The organism is Hymenobacter agri, from assembly GCF_054778495.1.
The window spans coordinates 1-14,228 of the sequence record NZ_BAAGZM010000047.1; the positions used below are offsets into that span (position 1 = coordinate 1).

A 14,228-nucleotide genomic window follows, 5' to 3' on the forward strand; every position below is an offset into this window, starting at 1 on the left:
GCCACCGCCGAGGCGGCGCGGCTGGGCCAGGTCATCACCACGCCGCACCTGGGCGAGCCGGTGACGCTCGGGGCTGCCCTACCGCAGGAGCGGTGGTGGGAGCAGTAGCGCGGACTTTTAGTCTGCGATGGCACCGCATCCATTGGCAATTGCTGCTTTCGTCCTGTTCTTACTCGCGGACTAAAAGTCCGCGCTACTATGCGTTACATCCTTCTCAACAAGCCCTACGAAGTCCTCACCCATTTCACCGACGAGCACGGCCGCGCCACGCTCAAGGACTTTGTGCCCGTGCCCAACGTGTATCCCGTGGGCCGGCTCGACTTCGACAGCGAGGGCCTGCTCCTGCTCACCGACGACAAGCAGCTGCAACACCGCCTCAGCGACCCCAAATTCAAAGTCCCGAAAACCTACTGGGCGCAGGTCGAAGGCACGGTTTCGGAAACGGCTTTGCAGCAGCTGCGCCGCGGCGTGCAGATAAAGGAAGGCTTCACCGCCCCCGGCCAAGCGGCCGAAATGACGGAGCCGGCCCACCTGTGGCCGCGCCACCCGCCCATCCGCTACCGGGCCAGCATCCCCACCAGCTGGCTTGAAATTCAGATTTCGCAGGGCATGAACCGCCAGGTGCGCAAGATGTGCGCGGCCGTGGGCCTGCCCTGCCTGCGACTGGTGCGGGCAGCCATCGGCCCGCTAGGACTGGGCGAGCTGCAGCCCGGCCAGTGGCGCGACCTCACGCCCGACGAGGTGCAGGCGCTGCGGAAAATAAGCGGGGCACTGCGGCGTTGACCTCACGAGACCCTTCCGGGGCGGCTCCTCTCCTCGGGGAGAGGGGAGTCAGACAATTATTCAAGCTCCGACTCTACATTACCTCTTTACCACAGGCCGCCGTGGCTCCCCTCTCCCCAAGGAGAGGGGCCGGGGTGAGGTTACCCGCATGAAACGACGCCTACTCTATTTCCTGCTCGTCGTCTTCACCGCCATGAACGCCGTGGCCTTTTTCCACGCCTGGCGCTTCACCCACTTCGCCAACGAGCCCGGCCTGCACTCGCCCAATCCCGAGCAGCTCGGCCCCGGCCAGAAGCTGTGGCTGCTGCTCACCGGCATCCGCAACCCCAAGCCCCAAAAAGGCCCCAAACCCGGCTTCCCGGTCGAAACTGTCACCATCGCCAGCCCAAACGGCCCGCTCGAAGCCTGGTATGCCAGCACCGACAGCGGCCGGGCGCGCGGCACCGTGGCCCTGTTCCACGGCTACACCAGCAGCAAGCCGCACCTCACCCACGAGGCCGGCTACTTTCGCCGCCTGGGCTACAACGTGCTGCTCGTCGACCAGGCCGGCAACGGCAACTCCGCCGGCTTCCGCACCACCGTAGGCTACCGCGAGGCCGATGACGTGGCGGCGGTATTCCATTGGCTAAAGGATTCAACGTCAGCACAAAGCCTATCATCTAAAACCAAAAACCTGATTCTTTACGGCGTGAGCATGGGTGCCGTGGCCATCATGCGGGCCGAGGCAGAGCTGGGCGTGCGCCCCACCGCCAATATCCTCGAATGCCCCTACGGCAACATGCGCCAGACGGCCTACAACCGCTTCGCCTCCATGCACGTGCCCGGCTTCCCGCTGGCCGATTTGCTGGTGTTTTGGGGCGGCGCGCAAAATGGCTTCTGGGCCTTTGGCCTCAACGCCGAGCACTACGCCAGCCAAATCCACACGCCCACCCTCCTGCTCTGGGGCACTGCCGACCCGCGCGTGACCCGCGCCGAAACCGATGCCATCTTCACTCACCTCGCCGGCCCCAAAACCCGCCACGATTTCCCCGGCGTCGGCCACGAGCCCTACTGGCACCGCTACTCCGCCGATTGGGAGCAGCAGACGCGGGCGTTTCTGAGCCGCTGAAGTCGCTTTCTAATTCGCGGTATTCTGTGCGGCTTCTTCAAAGAATAAATTAATTCTTTGTAGCAGTGGCGCTATTGGCTTGCGGCCAATCATGATGCTGTAGAACTGATTATTGACGGATAAGTCGTGTAGTTCCCCGCCCTCAATTTTGAGTAAGTATGGAAACCCTTTTCGCTCTTTAATGCTGTAAAGCATTTTTGAAATGTACTTACTATCAGCGCCAAATTCAACTTTCTTACCGTCTACAAATACAATGTGCACAGACGGGGCTAATTCCGGCGCAATAACATCTCGGGCAAATTCAACACTGCTTTTGCGACTGTTGTAGCAGAAGAAACAAGCCCCATTCATTCGCGCTAAAAACTGTTTGTAGCTTTTTTCAAATTGCTTATCGCTGATGTAAGCGTAGAGCAAAAAGAATGGAATAATAGGAATGAGCAATACGATGCACAGCAAAATCACCGGTATAATTACCAGCAGAAGGGCTCCTTCAGATATTTTTCTCCACAATCGTTTCATTTGATGGGCTGCGAAACCAACAGCCACAGTGCTGTTCTGGCTTCTTAAGGTAGCTGACGCACCAGTTGCGGCACATAGTAGCAAGCGCCCTTTCCGCCCCCTTGTCAGGAAAATTTTGGCCGTTTGCAACAAATTCCGCCACTGCGTCGGATAACATCCGCCCTAGCCGCCGAACCGGTGACAAACTGTCACCAAAACGGTGCTGGTACGTTGCTTGTAATCCCCCGGCAGCAGCTGCAAAGCGGCTTTTACCTGACACATTCCACTCTCAACCTTAACCAACACACCCCTCATGGGCAAAATCATCGGCATTGACCTCGGCACCACCAACTCGTGCGTGGCCGTGATGGAAGGCAACGAACCCGTTGTGATTCCGAACAGCGAAGGCCGCCGCACCACGCCGTCTATCGTCGCGTTTCTCGACAACGGCAAGGGCGAGCGCAAGGTGGGCGACCCCGCCAAGCGCCAGGCCGTAACCAACCCCAAGAATACCATCGCCAGCATCAAGCGCTTCATGGGCCGCCACTTCAACGAGGTGGGTGCCGAAACGAAGCACGTGGCCTACGACGTGGTGGGCGGCACCAACAACACGGTGGCCGTGAAAATCGGCGACCGCAACTACACGCCGCAGGAAATCTCGGCCATGGTGCTCCAGAAAATGAAGCAAACCGCTGAGGACTACCTCGGCACGACCGTAACCGAAGCCGTTATCACGGTCCCGGCTTACTTCAACGACGCCCAACGCCAGGCCACCAAAGAGGCAGGTGCCATCGCCGGCCTCGACGTGAAGCGCATCATCAACGAGCCTACGGCTGCTGCCCTGGCTTACGGCCTCGACAAGAAGCACAAAGACCAGAAAATCGCCGTGTACGACCTCGGTGGTGGTACATTCGATATCTCCATCCTGGAACTCGGCGACGGTGTGTTTGAAGTGCTGAGCACCAACGGTGACACCCACCTCGGCGGCGACGACTTCGACCAGGTTATCATTAACTTCCTCGCTGACCAGTTCAGCAGCGAAAACGAAGGCCTCGACCTGCGCAAAGACCCCATGGCCCTGCAGCGCCTGAAAGAAGCCGCCGAGAAAGCCAAAGTGGAGCTCTCCAGCTCGACCGAAACCGAAATCAACCTGCCCTACATCACCGCCACGGCCTCGGGCCCCAAGCACTTGGTGGTGAAGCTGAGCCGCGCCAAGTTTGAGCAGCTCGCCGACGACCTCGTGCGCCGCTCGATGGACCCGGTGAAAAAGGCTCTGCAGGATGCCGGCCTGAGCACGTCGGATATCGACGAGGTTATCCTCGTGGGTGGTTCGACCCGCATCCCCCGCATTCAGGAGGAAGTAGAGAAGTTCTTCGGCAAGAAGCCTTCGAAGGGTGTGAACCCCGACGAAGTGGTGGCCATCGGGGCTGCTATTCAGGGCGGTGTGCTCACCGGCGAGGTGAAGGACGTGCTGCTGCTCGACGTGACCCCGCTGTCGCTCGGCATCGAGACGATGGGCGGCGTGATGACCAAGCTCATCGAGTCGAACACGACCATCCCGACCAAAAAATCGGAAACCTTCTCCACGGCTTCCGATAACCAGCCTTCGGTGGAAATCCACGTGCTGCAAGGCGAGCGTCCGCTGGCTTCGCAGAACCGCACCATCGGCAAGTTCCACCTCGACAGCATTCCGCCCGCACCCCGTGGCGTGCCGCAGATTGAAGTAATCTTCGACATCGACGCCAACGGCATCCTGAACGTAACCGCCAAGGACAAAGGCACCGGCAAGGAGCAGAAAATCCGCATCGAGGCCAGCAGCGGCCTGAGCGACGCCGACATCAAGCGCATGCGCGATGAAGCGGCCGCCAACGCCGAAGCCGACAAAGCTGAAACCGAGCGCATCAGCAAGGTGAACGCCGCCGACTCGATGATTTTCCAGACCGAGAAGCAGTTGAAGGAGTACGGTGAAAAGCTGAGCGGCGGCAACAAAACCGCCATCGAAGGCGCTCTGGCCGACCTCAAATCGGCCCACGAAGCCAAAGACCTCGCCCGCATCGACTCGGCCATGGAGGCCATTAACGCGGCCTGGCAGGCGGCCTCGCAGGAAATGTATGCGGCCGGTGGCGCTGAAGGTGGCCAGCCCGGTGGCGGTGGTTTCCCCGGTGGCGACGGTGCCCAGGGTGGCAACGGCCAGCCCGCCGGCGACCACGTAACCGACGTGGACTACGAAGAAGTTGACGGTAAATAAGGACCGCCGATTTTAACGGATTTGACGGATTACACTGATTCGGAGTTCCGTTGACATTGAAAGGCCGGAGGCGTTAGCTTCCGGCCTTTTTGCGTTATTATTGCCCGCGGCTGCCAGTGCCACCTTTCCGGTTTCTATGAGTGATTTTCTACCCTTTCAGTCCTTTCCCTCGGCCGAGGCGTCGCAGCCGCTGCTGGCAATGCTGCGGCAACGCGAGATTCCGTTTGAAACGGCCACCGATACCGGCGAGCCGGTGTTCAACCCGGCTTTTACCTTCAACAACACCTACGCTACCTTCGTGGTGAAGCTGCACGGCGCTGATTTTGAATGGGTGCGCCGCTTGCAGGAAGACGCCAACCGCGACGCCCTCGCCAACCTCAGCCCCGACCATTACCTGTTCACTTTCTCCGACGCCGAGCTGTTCGACCTGCTGGCCAAGCCCGACGAATGGAGCCCGCTCGATGTGACGCTGGCCGGGCAGCTGCTACGGCAGCGGGGCCGGGATGTGTCCGTAGATGCGGTGCGGCTGTTGCGTGAGCACCGCGTGGCCGAAGCGGCCAAGCCCGAGCCTTCCAGCAACAGCCTCATCCGGTGGGGCTATGGGCTGGCGCTGCTGGGCGGCCTCTTGTCCATCATCATCGGCTGGAATCTGTATAACAGCAGGAAAACGCTGGGTGATGGCCGGCAGATATACGCTCACACAGCCCAAGACCGGGTGCATGGCCTGCGTATCCTGACGCTGGGAGTTTCTGCTTTCATTTTCTGGATTGCCCTGCGCGTGTGGGTACTGCCGCAGTAGCGGGACTACCTTTGCAGCCATTGGCGCAGCATTCGCGTAAGCACGCGCAAGGCACTGCGTAATTTTGCCGGCCGTTTGCCGCTTCGATTTTCCGATTCTCTTTTTATGAAAGTTTCTTCTCTCCGGTTTCCCGCCCGCGCCCTGGCTTTGGGCGCCCTGCTCATCGCCGCCAACGCTTGCAGCGTGAGCGAGCAAGTGAAAGACAAGCCCTCGGGCAAAAATGTCTCGACCGAAGCCCTCGAAAATGAGGCCTACTCCCTGATGCAATACCGCCTCAACTTCGTGGACGAAGCCAAGCTCGGCGGCCAGGACATTCTGTTTGTGCGCCAGGCCAGCGACCTCGAATCGCCGCAGCAAGCCAAGCTGCAAACCGCGCTGGCCTCGGGCAACCTGCCGCTGCACCTCGTCATGCGCGTGTATGCCAAAAACCCCACCGCTACCAGCGTGCAGCTGAAGCAGCTCGATTACAAGCTACTGCTCGATGGCAAGGAGCTCACTGCCGGCACCACCGGCACGGGCATGCAGCTCGAAGCCAGCGCCATCGAAACGCTACCCATCACCGTCGACCTCAACGTGAAGCCCGAGCAGCTGGCCGGCAGCACGCCCGCCGCCTTCGCCGCCGGCCTCACCGATTTCACGGCCGCCAACCGCCGCCTCGTGGTGCAGCTTCGCCCGCAGTACGTGGGCGCCAACGGCCGCCAGGTGCCGGCCACTGATTTTATGCCCGTCGAATTGGTGACCAAGAAAAAAGCCACCGCGGCCAAATAGCCCGCTACTGGCCAACAAAAAAGCCGCCCCTGCCGGGCGGCTTTTTTGTTGGCCGCTACTCTCAGCTTAGCTGCTCGTTTTGGTTTCCAGCTCCTCTTCCGATTCTTCGGCAAAGCCTTCGGCAATTTTTTCGTCGGCTTCGGCGCGGTCGGCCGCGTCGGCTTGCTCGGCGTTGGCTTCCTGTACGGCTTTGTGCCGGGGCTCGTAGCTGAGACGCACAAAAATGGGGAAATGGTCGGAACCGACGTGCGGCAGCCGGCGCATATCGACCACCTGAAAATGCGGCGACACGAAAATATGGTCGAGCGGCCAGCGCAGCAGCCGGTAGTCGGCGTGGAAGGTGGGCATCAGGCCCCGGCCCACGCGCGGGTCGAGCAGCCCCGACACCCGCCGGAACAGCTCGGAGGTGTGCGACCAGGCCACGTCGTTCATATCACCGAACACAATAGTGGGCTCGTCGCGGCGGTCTACTTCCTTGCCCACCAGCAGCAGCTCGGCATCGCGCCGGGTGCTGGTTTTCGATTCCTGGGGCGCGGGCGGCTTGGGGTGCAGGCCGTAGAGGCGCACCCAGGTTTGGCCATCGGGCAGCTGCACGTGGGTGTGCAGCGAGGGAATGTCGTCGTCGAGCAGGTACTTAATCTGGCAGGACTTCAGCGGCAGGCGCGAGAAAAACAGCAGGCCGTAGGTGTTGTCGAGAGGCTCGTGGCAGGTGTAGGGGTGGGTTTCTTCGAGCGGCTTTAGTTGCTGGTGCCACCACTCGTCGGTTTCAACGGCCATGATGACGTCGGGGTCGGCGGCGCGCACCGTGTCCAGCGCGAGCTGGCCTTGGCGGTTGTATTGCAGCACGTTCATCACCGTGAGGCTGAATTCGGCGTCGGGGTGGTGGGTGCGGGTACTATCGGCCACGTCTTTGCTTACCAGTCGCGTGTAGGGCACAATGCGCCGCACCTGGTACACGGCAGCCACTGCCAGCGCCAGCAGAAACCCCTGCTGCCAGCGGCCGGCGCTGGCCGCCCCCAGGCCCAGCCCCGCCAGCAGCGTGAGCACCAGGGCCAGCACAATCTGGAGGCGCGGAAAGTCGCACACGCGTATCCACCACGCGGTGTGGCGCAGCAGTGGTAGCAACGTGGCTAGCAAGGCGATGCCCCCAACGAGCCAGACGGCCCACTGGCCGGCCGTCAATAGTACAGTAAGAAACGTGGGCATGAATAGCAGCAGGGTGGGAATAAGGAAAGCAGAACCGACCATCGGGGCGACGCTGCACGCTGGCAGCGGCTCCGGATAATGAGCTTACAGGTCGTCCTGAAAACCGCCTTTACGCAGTTCTTCAATCGTGCGCATCACCCGGTCTTTGAGCGTGGTGCGGTATTTCTCCAGCGCATCGGTGAGGCGGGCGTTGTTGATGGCCAGCATCTGGGTGGCCAGCACGGCGGCATTGGTGGCGTTGTCGAGGCCCACGGTGGCCACGGGCGTGCCGGCCGGCATCTGAATCATGCTCAGAATGGAATCGAGCCCCTGAATGGACAGCGTGCTGTTGATGGGCACCCCGATAACGGGCAGCGTGGTGAAGGCCGCCACCATGCCCGGCAGGTGCGCCGCCCCGCCCCCACCGGCGATGAGCACGCGCAGGCCGCGCTTGCGGGCGCTTTCGGCATATTCCACCATGCGGTGCGGCGTGCGGTGCGGCGACACGAGCGTGATTTCGTAGGCAATGTTGAACTGCCGGAGCAAATCGGCGGCGGCCGACATGATTTTCAGGTCCGACTTCGAACCCATGATGATGCCCACGAGGGGGGTTTCGGTGGTGGGCCGGTCGTCGGCCGGGCCGCTGGCGGCGGCAGAAGCAGGAGAATCAGGAAACATGAAATCGAAGCGCGGATTAATTCAGGAATAGGCCGTGCGGGAGGCATTGTGGCCGCAAGGCCGCGCAAAATAGGGCATTTCCCTTCGGTTCGCTCCGGCGCTTACCTTTACGCCCCATGGAAATTCTGCTTCTCACCTTCACCACCCTGTTTTCCATCGTCAACCCATTTGGGGCGATGCCGGTTTTTCTCACCCTCACGGCCGACGACCGGGCCTCGGAGCGCGCCCGCACCGCCCTGCGGGCCTGCATCTACATGGTGGCCGTGCTGAGCGTGGCGTTTTTCGGCGGGCAGTACATCCTCAACTTCTTCGGCATCAACATTCAGCACCTGCGCATTGCCGGCGGCATCCTGCTCATGCGCTCGGCCTTCGACCTGCTCACGCCCGGTGCCAACCGCGACCGCGTGGGCCCCGAAGCCCTCGAAGAAAGCAAGCAGAAAGACGACATCAGCTTCACGCCGCTGGCCATGCCCATGCTCTCGGGCCCGGGCTCGATGGCCATTTGCATCGGCCTCATCCGCCCCACTTATATTGATAAAGCCATGACCGTGGCCGGCTTCGCGCTGGTGGCGCTGGCGGCTTTCATCGTGCTCATTTTCTCGCTGCGCCTCACCCGCGTGCTCGGCAAGCCGGGCATGGCGGCCATGTCGCGCATCATGGGTTTCATCACGCTGGCCATCGGGGTCAACTTTCTGGCGTCGGCCATCGGCGTGCTGTTTCCGGGGCTCACGCGGTAAGCTCGTCGCTACCTTTACCGGCCCATGCTCGATTCCGTCATTTTCTACTCGCTCGACAAGGCTATTCGCAGCTACCGGCGCATGGCTCAGGCCAATATCGACCGGGCCGGGCTGGATATCACCATCGACCAGTGGCTGGTGCTACAAGTGCTGCTCGAGCACGACGACCTTACGCAGCACGAAATCGCGGAGCGGGTATTTAAGGACCAGGCCTCGGTGGCGCGCATGCTGGGCCTGCTCATCAAGCGGGGCTTGCTCTCGACTGTGCCCCTACCCCACGACGGCCGCCGCGCCAGGCTGCGCGTGAGCGAAGCCGGCCATCGCATGCTGGCCGCCGTGCAGCCCTTGGTGCTGAGTAACCGAGCCCGGGCGCTGGCGGGCGTATCGGCCACCGACCTGACGCTGCTCCAGCAAGTTCTGGAGCGCATTGCCGGCAATTGCACCCCGGGGGCTGAATAATATTTTTCGGGGATGAGTAACGTACCGCTGCTTCGGGCGGTATTGCCAGCTCAATGCAACCTTTATGATACATCATAATCTTTGTCTCGCATTCCGACTTCATGCTCATTCTGCTTTCTCTTTTCACCTCCAATCTGCTCCGATGATGAAATGTGCTTTCAGCCCCATGGCCACTATTGGCCTGCTCACCACCACGCTGGCCCTGCTGGCCCGACCGGCCGCCCATGCCCAAGCCAGCACCGACGTGCGCGGTACCGTGCAGAGTGCTGGCAACAGCCCCGTCGAATTTGCCACCGTGACCCTGCACCGCGCCACCGACTCGGCCGTGGTGAAAACCGAATTCAGCGATGCCCGTGGGGCATTCTTATTTGAGCGGGCCGCGGCGGGGCGCTACCTGGTGTCGGCGGCGCAGGTGGGGTTTGAGCGGCGCTGGAGCCAGCCGTTTGCCGTGGCGGGCCAAACCATGGAGCTGCCCACCATGCAGCTCGCCACCAGCGCCGCCACCCAGCTCAAGGAAGTGACGGTGCTGGGCCAGAAGCCACTGTATGAGCGCGAGGCCGACCGCACCATCGTGAACGTGGAAGGCTCGACGCTGGCAGCCGGCAACACCTCGCTCGATGTGCTGCGCCGTGCGCCGGGCGTGACCGTGGATGGCAGCGACAACCTGGCCCTGCGCGGCCGCCAGGGCGTACTGGTGCTCATCGACGGCAAGCGCCAGCCCATGACCGGCACCGAGCTGGCCGACTACCTCCGCGCCCTGCCCGCCGACCAATTGAAGAGCATTGAGCTGATAACGAACCCGCCGGCCAAATACGACGCACAAGGCGGCGCGGGCATCATCGCCATCAACCTAAAAAAGGACCAGCGACTGGGCACCAATGGCACCCTGAACCTGACCTACGGCCGCAGCCAGTACGACAAATACACCGGCGGCCTGAGCTTGAACCACCGCCGGAAGAACCTGAACCTGTTCGGCTCTTACAACTATGCCGACCGGTCGGGACTGGCCCTGCTTACTATTCACCGCGACTTTTACGGCCGCCCCACCGGCACCGAAAGGCCCCTAACCGGCACCACCGACCAGGATAACCGCCTGCCCAACCGCCAACGCGCGCACAACTGGCGCGGCGGCCTCGACTACAACCTGTCGGAGCGCACGACGGTGGGCATGGTGGCCAGTGGCGTCAATAACCACAACACGGCCGACGGCACCAATTCTTCAGTGCTGCGCGACGTGGTGCGCGGCACCGAGCAGACCTATAATTCCGTGAATACCAGCAATGGCTTTTTGAACAACGCGGCGGCCAATCTCAACTTCCGGCACACTTACGCCAACGAGTTTGGCCCGCAGGAGCTGACGGCCGATATGGACTACGCCCGCTACCGCAGCAGCCGCAACCAGCTGCTAACCACCTATCGGGTGAATGAGCCCGACCAGGCCAGCAGCAGCGACCAGCAGGGCCGCCTGGCCATTCAGTCGGCAAAAGTGGACTACACGCACCCGCTCAGCAAGCGGCTGCGGCTGGAGGCGGGGGCCAAAGCCAGCTTGGTGACGGCCGATAACGACCTGAAGTTTTTTACGGACAACGTACTGGATTTGAACCGCTCAAACCGCTTCCGCTACGATGAGAACATCAACGCGGGCTACGTTAACTTGAACTACAGCCAGCCGAAGCTGACGCTGCAGGCAGGCCTGCGCGGCGAGCACACCCACGCCGTAGGCCGGCAAGACCGGGAGGTAGAATTTAAGGATTTCATGCGCAACTACTTCCAGTTGTTTCCGAGTGCGGCCGTGAAGCGCCAGCTCAGCGACAACCACGAGCTGGCCCTGTCGCTAAGCCGGCGCATCGACCGGCCCAGCTACGGGCAGCTGAACCCGTTTCGCCAGATTATCGACCGTACCACCTTTGGAAGTGGCAACCCCACCCTACTGCCCCAAACCAGCTACAACGTGGAGCTGACGCACACTTTTCGGCAGAAATACAGCCTCGGCCTGAGCTACAGCCGCACTACTAACCCGCTTATTGGCGTGGTGCAGCCCGAAACCGACAGCACGGTGCTCTCGACCACCCGCAACTTGTTTCAGCAGCACTACTACGCTCTCACCCTCACGGCCCCGGTGGATATCACGAAGTGGTGGAAAGCCTACAACAACGCGGTGCTGTACTACAACCGCTTCACTGGCGAATTGGCCGGCACCAACCTCAACCGCGGCGGTGTGAGTGTGGAGTTGACCTCGAACCACACTTTCACCTTCGGCAAGGGCTGGAGCGCCGAACTAAACGGCAGCTACGAGTCGCAGCAGGTGTACGGCTTTTTGGTGCAGCAGCCCAACGGGGAGGTAAGCGCCGGCTTACAAAAAAGCCTTTGGGACCGTAAGGGCAGCCTGAAACTGACTGCGGCCGACCTATTCTACACGCGGCCGGTGCACGTTACCTCCACCTACGACAACTATGTGGAGCGCTTCTATCAGCGCCGCGACACTCGCTTCGTAACGCTGGCTTTCAGCTACCGCTTCGGCAACGACAAGCTGACGCCTTCGCGCCGCCGCAGCGGCGGGGCCGAGGAGGAAAAGCGCCGCGCGGGGTAAGGACTTAGCGCTTAATCGTTGGGCGCTAGAGAACGTCATGCTGAGCTTGTCGAAGCATCTCACCCGCGCAATGTGATGTATTTACTTTCGCAGGAGAGATGCTTCGACAAGCTCAGCATGACGTTCTCTAGTATACTTTCTACCAACCCGTCTTTCCGGCGGCGTACCTTTGCGCTTCCTTATGCTGAAAAACGACCTTTTCCTGCGTGCCGCCCGGGGCGAAGCCACCGAGCGCACCCCCGTTTGGCTCATGCGCCAGGCCGGCCGCATCCTGCCCGAATACCGCGCCCTGCGCGCCCGCCTCTCCGGCTTCAAAGAGCTGGTCGAAACCCCCGAGCTGGCCGCCGAAGTTACCATTCAGCCCATCGACGCGCTCGACGTGGATGCCGCCATCATTTTCTCCGACATTCTGGTGGTGCCCGACGCCATGGGCCTGCCCTACGAAATGGTGGAAGCCCGCGGCCCGCTGTTCCCCTCCACCATCAAATCGGCGGCGGATATCGACAAGCTCCGCATCCCCGACCCCGAAGAGGGCCTGGGCTACGTGCTCGACGCCCTGCGCATCACCAAAAAAGCCCTGAACGGCCGCGTGCCGCTCATCGGCTTCGCCGGCGCGCCCTTCACCATTTTGGCCTATATGATTGAGGGCCACGGCTCAAAAACCTTCTCGAAAGCCCGCAGCTTCCTGTATAAGGAGCCCGTGCTGGCCCACCGCCTGCTGGCCAAAATCACCGCCACCACCATTGCCTACCTGCAGGCCCAGGTGGCGGCCGGCGCGCAGGTGGTGCAGGTGTTCGACTCGTGGGCCGGCATTCTGCCGCCCGCGCACTACACCGAGTTTTCGGCCCGCTACATTCAGGAAATTACCGAGGCGCTGGCTCCGCTGATACCCGTCACGGTGTTTGCCAAAGGCGCTTGGTGGGCCGTGCCCGAGTTCGCCGCCATGCCCTGCCGCACCATCGGCCTCGACTGGAACCAAACGCCCAGCCAGGTTCGCACCGAAGCCGGCGACAAAACCCTGCAAGGCAACCTCGACCCCTGCGCGCTCTACGGCACGCCCGAACAAGTGAAAGCCGCCACCGAAGCCATGCTACGCCAGTTCGCCGGCGGCCCCCACATCGCCAACCTCGGCCACGGCGTGTACCCGGATACGAATCCGGATAACGTACGCGTATTCGTGGAAACGGTGAAGGCGTGGCGGGGGTAAATCAGCGGCTTTAACTGTATCTGCTAGTGTCGGAGGATGAAGTAATTCTGGAATTGAATGCCCGTTGGAATTGCGAAATTCCATTCGGCTGGATTCCTATCTACCGCGCTTCTACCGATGCCGATGTTGCTGAAGTTTACGACGAAGAGTACTTTCATCATTTTGATGATGCAGTCAAAAAGGTCTTGCGCGAAACCTTTCATGTCTCAACTCTTTACGAGATAGAAGAAGGCGGTACAGTCAGGCAATTGACATTGGATGAATGTGTCTTCGGTTATAATGGACTGGAACACATGTATTCCGATTTGTTATTCAGCTTCCTGATTTACTTTTCTCACGAATCATCGGTAACAGTTGGCGGCAGAAAGTTGCTGGATGAAATTCACCGGATATGGCCAGAGTCATCAATGCATTTATGGCCACCGCCTTCTTGGCGTTGATTTTAAATTGACACCTTACAAAATGGACGTAAAAGACAGCAACGGCACCCTGCTCGCCGAAGGCGATTCGGTCACCCTCATCAAAGACCTCAAAGTGAAGGGTTCCTCGCTCACGCTCAAGCGCGGCACGCTAGTGAAGAACATTCGCCTTACCAACAGCGCCGCCGAGATTGAGGGCCGCGCCGGCGGCAGCACGATGGTGCTTAAAACCGAGTTTCTGAAGAAGGCTTAGCCGCGGCATGAAGCATTGGCTCCTCCTGTTGCTGGTGCTGGGCAGCTTGGCGGCGCGCGCGCAGCGCCGGCCGCGGGCCCGCATTCGCCTGGAGGCCGACCCGGCCCACCGGAAGTTTCGGAGCCGTTACACCCTATGGCTACCCGCCGACACGGCCCTCGGCCCCCTGCTGCTCAACCTAAACCGGCAGTTTGCGGTGCGGCGCGTGCGCAGCCCGCGCTTGAGCGGCCTGGCCATTCGGCCCTACTACTACCCGGCCTTGCAGGATACGATGCAGGGCATTGCGCTAGCCTACCCGGGCCTGAAACACCGACGCCGGCGCATCACGATTGACTACACCGGCACGCTGCCGGACAAGTTTGCCACGGCCCGCGTGCTGGAGTTCAGCCGCAATGCTCTCTGGGTGCCCTTCCGGCCCGGCCATGAGGACAGCCTGCTCGCCTACACACTCGACGTACGCGTGCCGCCCGGCTACGCCGTGGCGAGCACCCGGCCC

General features: G+C 61.3%; 15 protein-coding genes. 12 read left to right on the forward strand and 3 right to left on the reverse strand.

Translation table 11 applies throughout. The features are described from left to right. Positions 1–198: 198 nt before the first annotated feature. Positions 199–783: a pseudouridine synthase family protein gene (locus ACYVDE_RS04605; RefSeq protein WP_460500290.1), complete on the forward strand. Its 585-nt coding sequence runs from the start codon at positions 199–201 to the stop codon at positions 781–783. A gap of 148 nt (positions 784–931) precedes the next feature. Then, positions 932–1,891, forward strand: a complete 960-nt coding sequence (locus ACYVDE_RS04610) for an alpha/beta hydrolase (protein ID WP_460500291.1) — start codon at positions 932–934, stop codon at positions 1,889–1,891. A 9-nt stretch (positions 1,892–1,900) separates the two neighbouring features. Here ACYVDE_RS04610 and ACYVDE_RS04615 read toward each other — a convergent pair whose 3' ends face one another. Then, positions 1,901–2,437, reverse strand: a complete 537-nt coding sequence (locus ACYVDE_RS04615) for a hypothetical protein (protein ID WP_460500292.1) — start codon at positions 2,435–2,437, stop codon at positions 1,901–1,903. Between the two features lie 265 nt (positions 2,438–2,702). Between ACYVDE_RS04615 and dnaK the strand changes: the two genes are divergently transcribed. From dnaK to ACYVDE_RS04630, 3 genes are all read left to right on the forward strand, one after another. Further along, on the forward strand, positions 2,703–4,637 hold the full coding sequence (gene dnaK, locus ACYVDE_RS04620) for an Hsp70 family protein (protein ID WP_460500293.1): 1,935 nt from the start codon (positions 2,703–2,705) through the stop codon (positions 4,635–4,637). A gap of 136 nt (positions 4,638–4,773) precedes the next feature. Next, complete coding sequence (locus tag ACYVDE_RS04625) at positions 4,774–5,436, forward strand: hypothetical protein (RefSeq protein WP_460500294.1); 663 nt, start codon at positions 4,774–4,776, stop codon at positions 5,434–5,436. A gap of 105 nt (positions 5,437–5,541) precedes the next feature. Next, on the forward strand, positions 5,542–6,204 hold the full coding sequence (locus ACYVDE_RS04630; RefSeq protein ID WP_460500295.1) for a hypothetical protein: 663 nt from the start codon (positions 5,542–5,544) through the stop codon (positions 6,202–6,204). A gap of 66 nt (positions 6,205–6,270) precedes the next feature. Here the strand turns inward: ACYVDE_RS04630 and ACYVDE_RS04635 are convergent, their stop codons facing one another. Both ACYVDE_RS04635 and purE read right to left on the reverse strand, forming a co-directional pair. After that, entirely contained in the window at positions 6,271–7,410 is a 1,140-nt protein-coding gene (locus ACYVDE_RS04635) for an endonuclease/exonuclease/phosphatase family protein (RefSeq protein WP_460500296.1), read from the reverse strand. Positions 7,411–7,494: 84 nt separating this feature from the next. Then, positions 7,495–7,980 carry a 5-(carboxyamino)imidazole ribonucleotide mutase gene (gene purE, locus ACYVDE_RS04640; RefSeq protein ID WP_460500303.1) on the reverse strand — a complete coding sequence of 162 codons (486 nt, stop codon included), beginning with the start codon at positions 7,978–7,980 and terminating at the stop codon, positions 7,495–7,497. Positions 7,981–8,183: 203 nt separating this feature from the next. Between purE and ACYVDE_RS04645 the strand changes: the two genes are divergently transcribed. The 7 genes from ACYVDE_RS04645 to ACYVDE_RS04675 form a co-directional block, all read left to right on the forward strand. Next, the gene (locus tag ACYVDE_RS04645; protein WP_460500297.1) at positions 8,184–8,804 is read left to right on the forward strand and encodes a MarC family protein; all 621 of its coding nucleotides are present in this window, start codon (positions 8,184–8,186) and stop codon (positions 8,802–8,804) included. 24 nt (positions 8,805–8,828) lie between these two features. Beyond that, positions 8,829–9,263 carry a MarR family winged helix-turn-helix transcriptional regulator gene (locus ACYVDE_RS04650; RefSeq protein WP_460500298.1) on the forward strand — a complete coding sequence of 145 codons (435 nt, stop codon included), beginning with the start codon at positions 8,829–8,831 and terminating at the stop codon, positions 9,261–9,263. A gap of 142 nt (positions 9,264–9,405) precedes the next feature. Next, positions 9,406–11,853 (forward strand): outer membrane beta-barrel protein, encoded by a 2,448-nt coding sequence (locus ACYVDE_RS04655; RefSeq protein WP_460500299.1) that lies wholly within the window; start codon positions 9,406–9,408, stop codon positions 11,851–11,853. 181 nt (positions 11,854–12,034) lie between these two features. Continuing rightward, a complete protein-coding gene (gene hemE, locus ACYVDE_RS04660; protein WP_460500300.1) occupies positions 12,035–13,060 on the forward strand; it encodes a uroporphyrinogen decarboxylase in 1,026 nt (341 codons plus the stop codon). A gap of 26 nt (positions 13,061–13,086) precedes the next feature. After that, the gene (locus tag ACYVDE_RS04665) at positions 13,087–13,500 is read left to right on the forward strand and encodes a hypothetical protein (RefSeq protein ID WP_460500301.1); all 414 of its coding nucleotides are present in this window, start codon (positions 13,087–13,089) and stop codon (positions 13,498–13,500) included. 22 nt (positions 13,501–13,522) lie between these two features. Beyond that, positions 13,523–13,732, forward strand: coding sequence for a zinc ribbon domain-containing protein YjdM (locus ACYVDE_RS04670; RefSeq protein WP_198068951.1), 210 nt, complete (start codon positions 13,523–13,525; stop codon positions 13,730–13,732). Between the two features lie 7 nt (positions 13,733–13,739). Continuing rightward, positions 13,740–14,228, forward strand: a 489-nt coding sequence (locus ACYVDE_RS04675; protein WP_460500302.1) for a hypothetical protein, incomplete at its 3' end; no start/stop codon positions are given.

Coding starts and splice junctions, on each gene's coding strand:
- ACYVDE_RS04650 (WP_460500298.1), top strand. CDS start 8,829: ATGCTCGATTCCGTCATTTTCTACTCGCTCGACAAGGCTATTCGCAGC.
- ACYVDE_RS04630 (WP_460500295.1), top strand. CDS start 5,542: ATGAAAGTTTCTTCTCTCCGGTTTCCCGCCCGCGCCCTGGCTTTGGGC.
- purE (WP_460500303.1), bottom strand. CDS start 7,980: ATGGGTTCGAAGTCGGACCTGAAAATCATGTCGGCCGCCGCCGATTTG.
- ACYVDE_RS04635 (WP_460500296.1), bottom strand. CDS start 7,410: ATGCCCACGTTTCTTACTGTACTATTGACGGCCGGCCAGTGGGCCGTC.
- ACYVDE_RS04625 (WP_460500294.1), top strand. CDS start 4,774: ATGAGTGATTTTCTACCCTTTCAGTCCTTTCCCTCGGCCGAGGCGTCG.
- ACYVDE_RS04605 (WP_460500290.1), top strand. CDS start 199: ATGCGTTACATCCTTCTCAACAAGCCCTACGAAGTCCTCACCCATTTC.
- ACYVDE_RS04655 (WP_460500299.1), top strand. CDS start 9,406: ATGATGAAATGTGCTTTCAGCCCCATGGCCACTATTGGCCTGCTCACC.
- ACYVDE_RS04670 (WP_198068951.1), top strand. CDS start 13,523: ATGGACGTAAAAGACAGCAACGGCACCCTGCTCGCCGAAGGCGATTCG.
- hemE (WP_460500300.1), top strand. CDS start 12,035: ATGCTGAAAAACGACCTTTTCCTGCGTGCCGCCCGGGGCGAAGCCACC.
- ACYVDE_RS04645 (WP_460500297.1), top strand. CDS start 8,184: ATGGAAATTCTGCTTCTCACCTTCACCACCCTGTTTTCCATCGTCAAC.
- ACYVDE_RS04610 (WP_460500291.1), top strand. CDS start 932: ATGAAACGACGCCTACTCTATTTCCTGCTCGTCGTCTTCACCGCCATG.
- dnaK (WP_460500293.1), top strand. CDS start 2,703: ATGGGCAAAATCATCGGCATTGACCTCGGCACCACCAACTCGTGCGTG.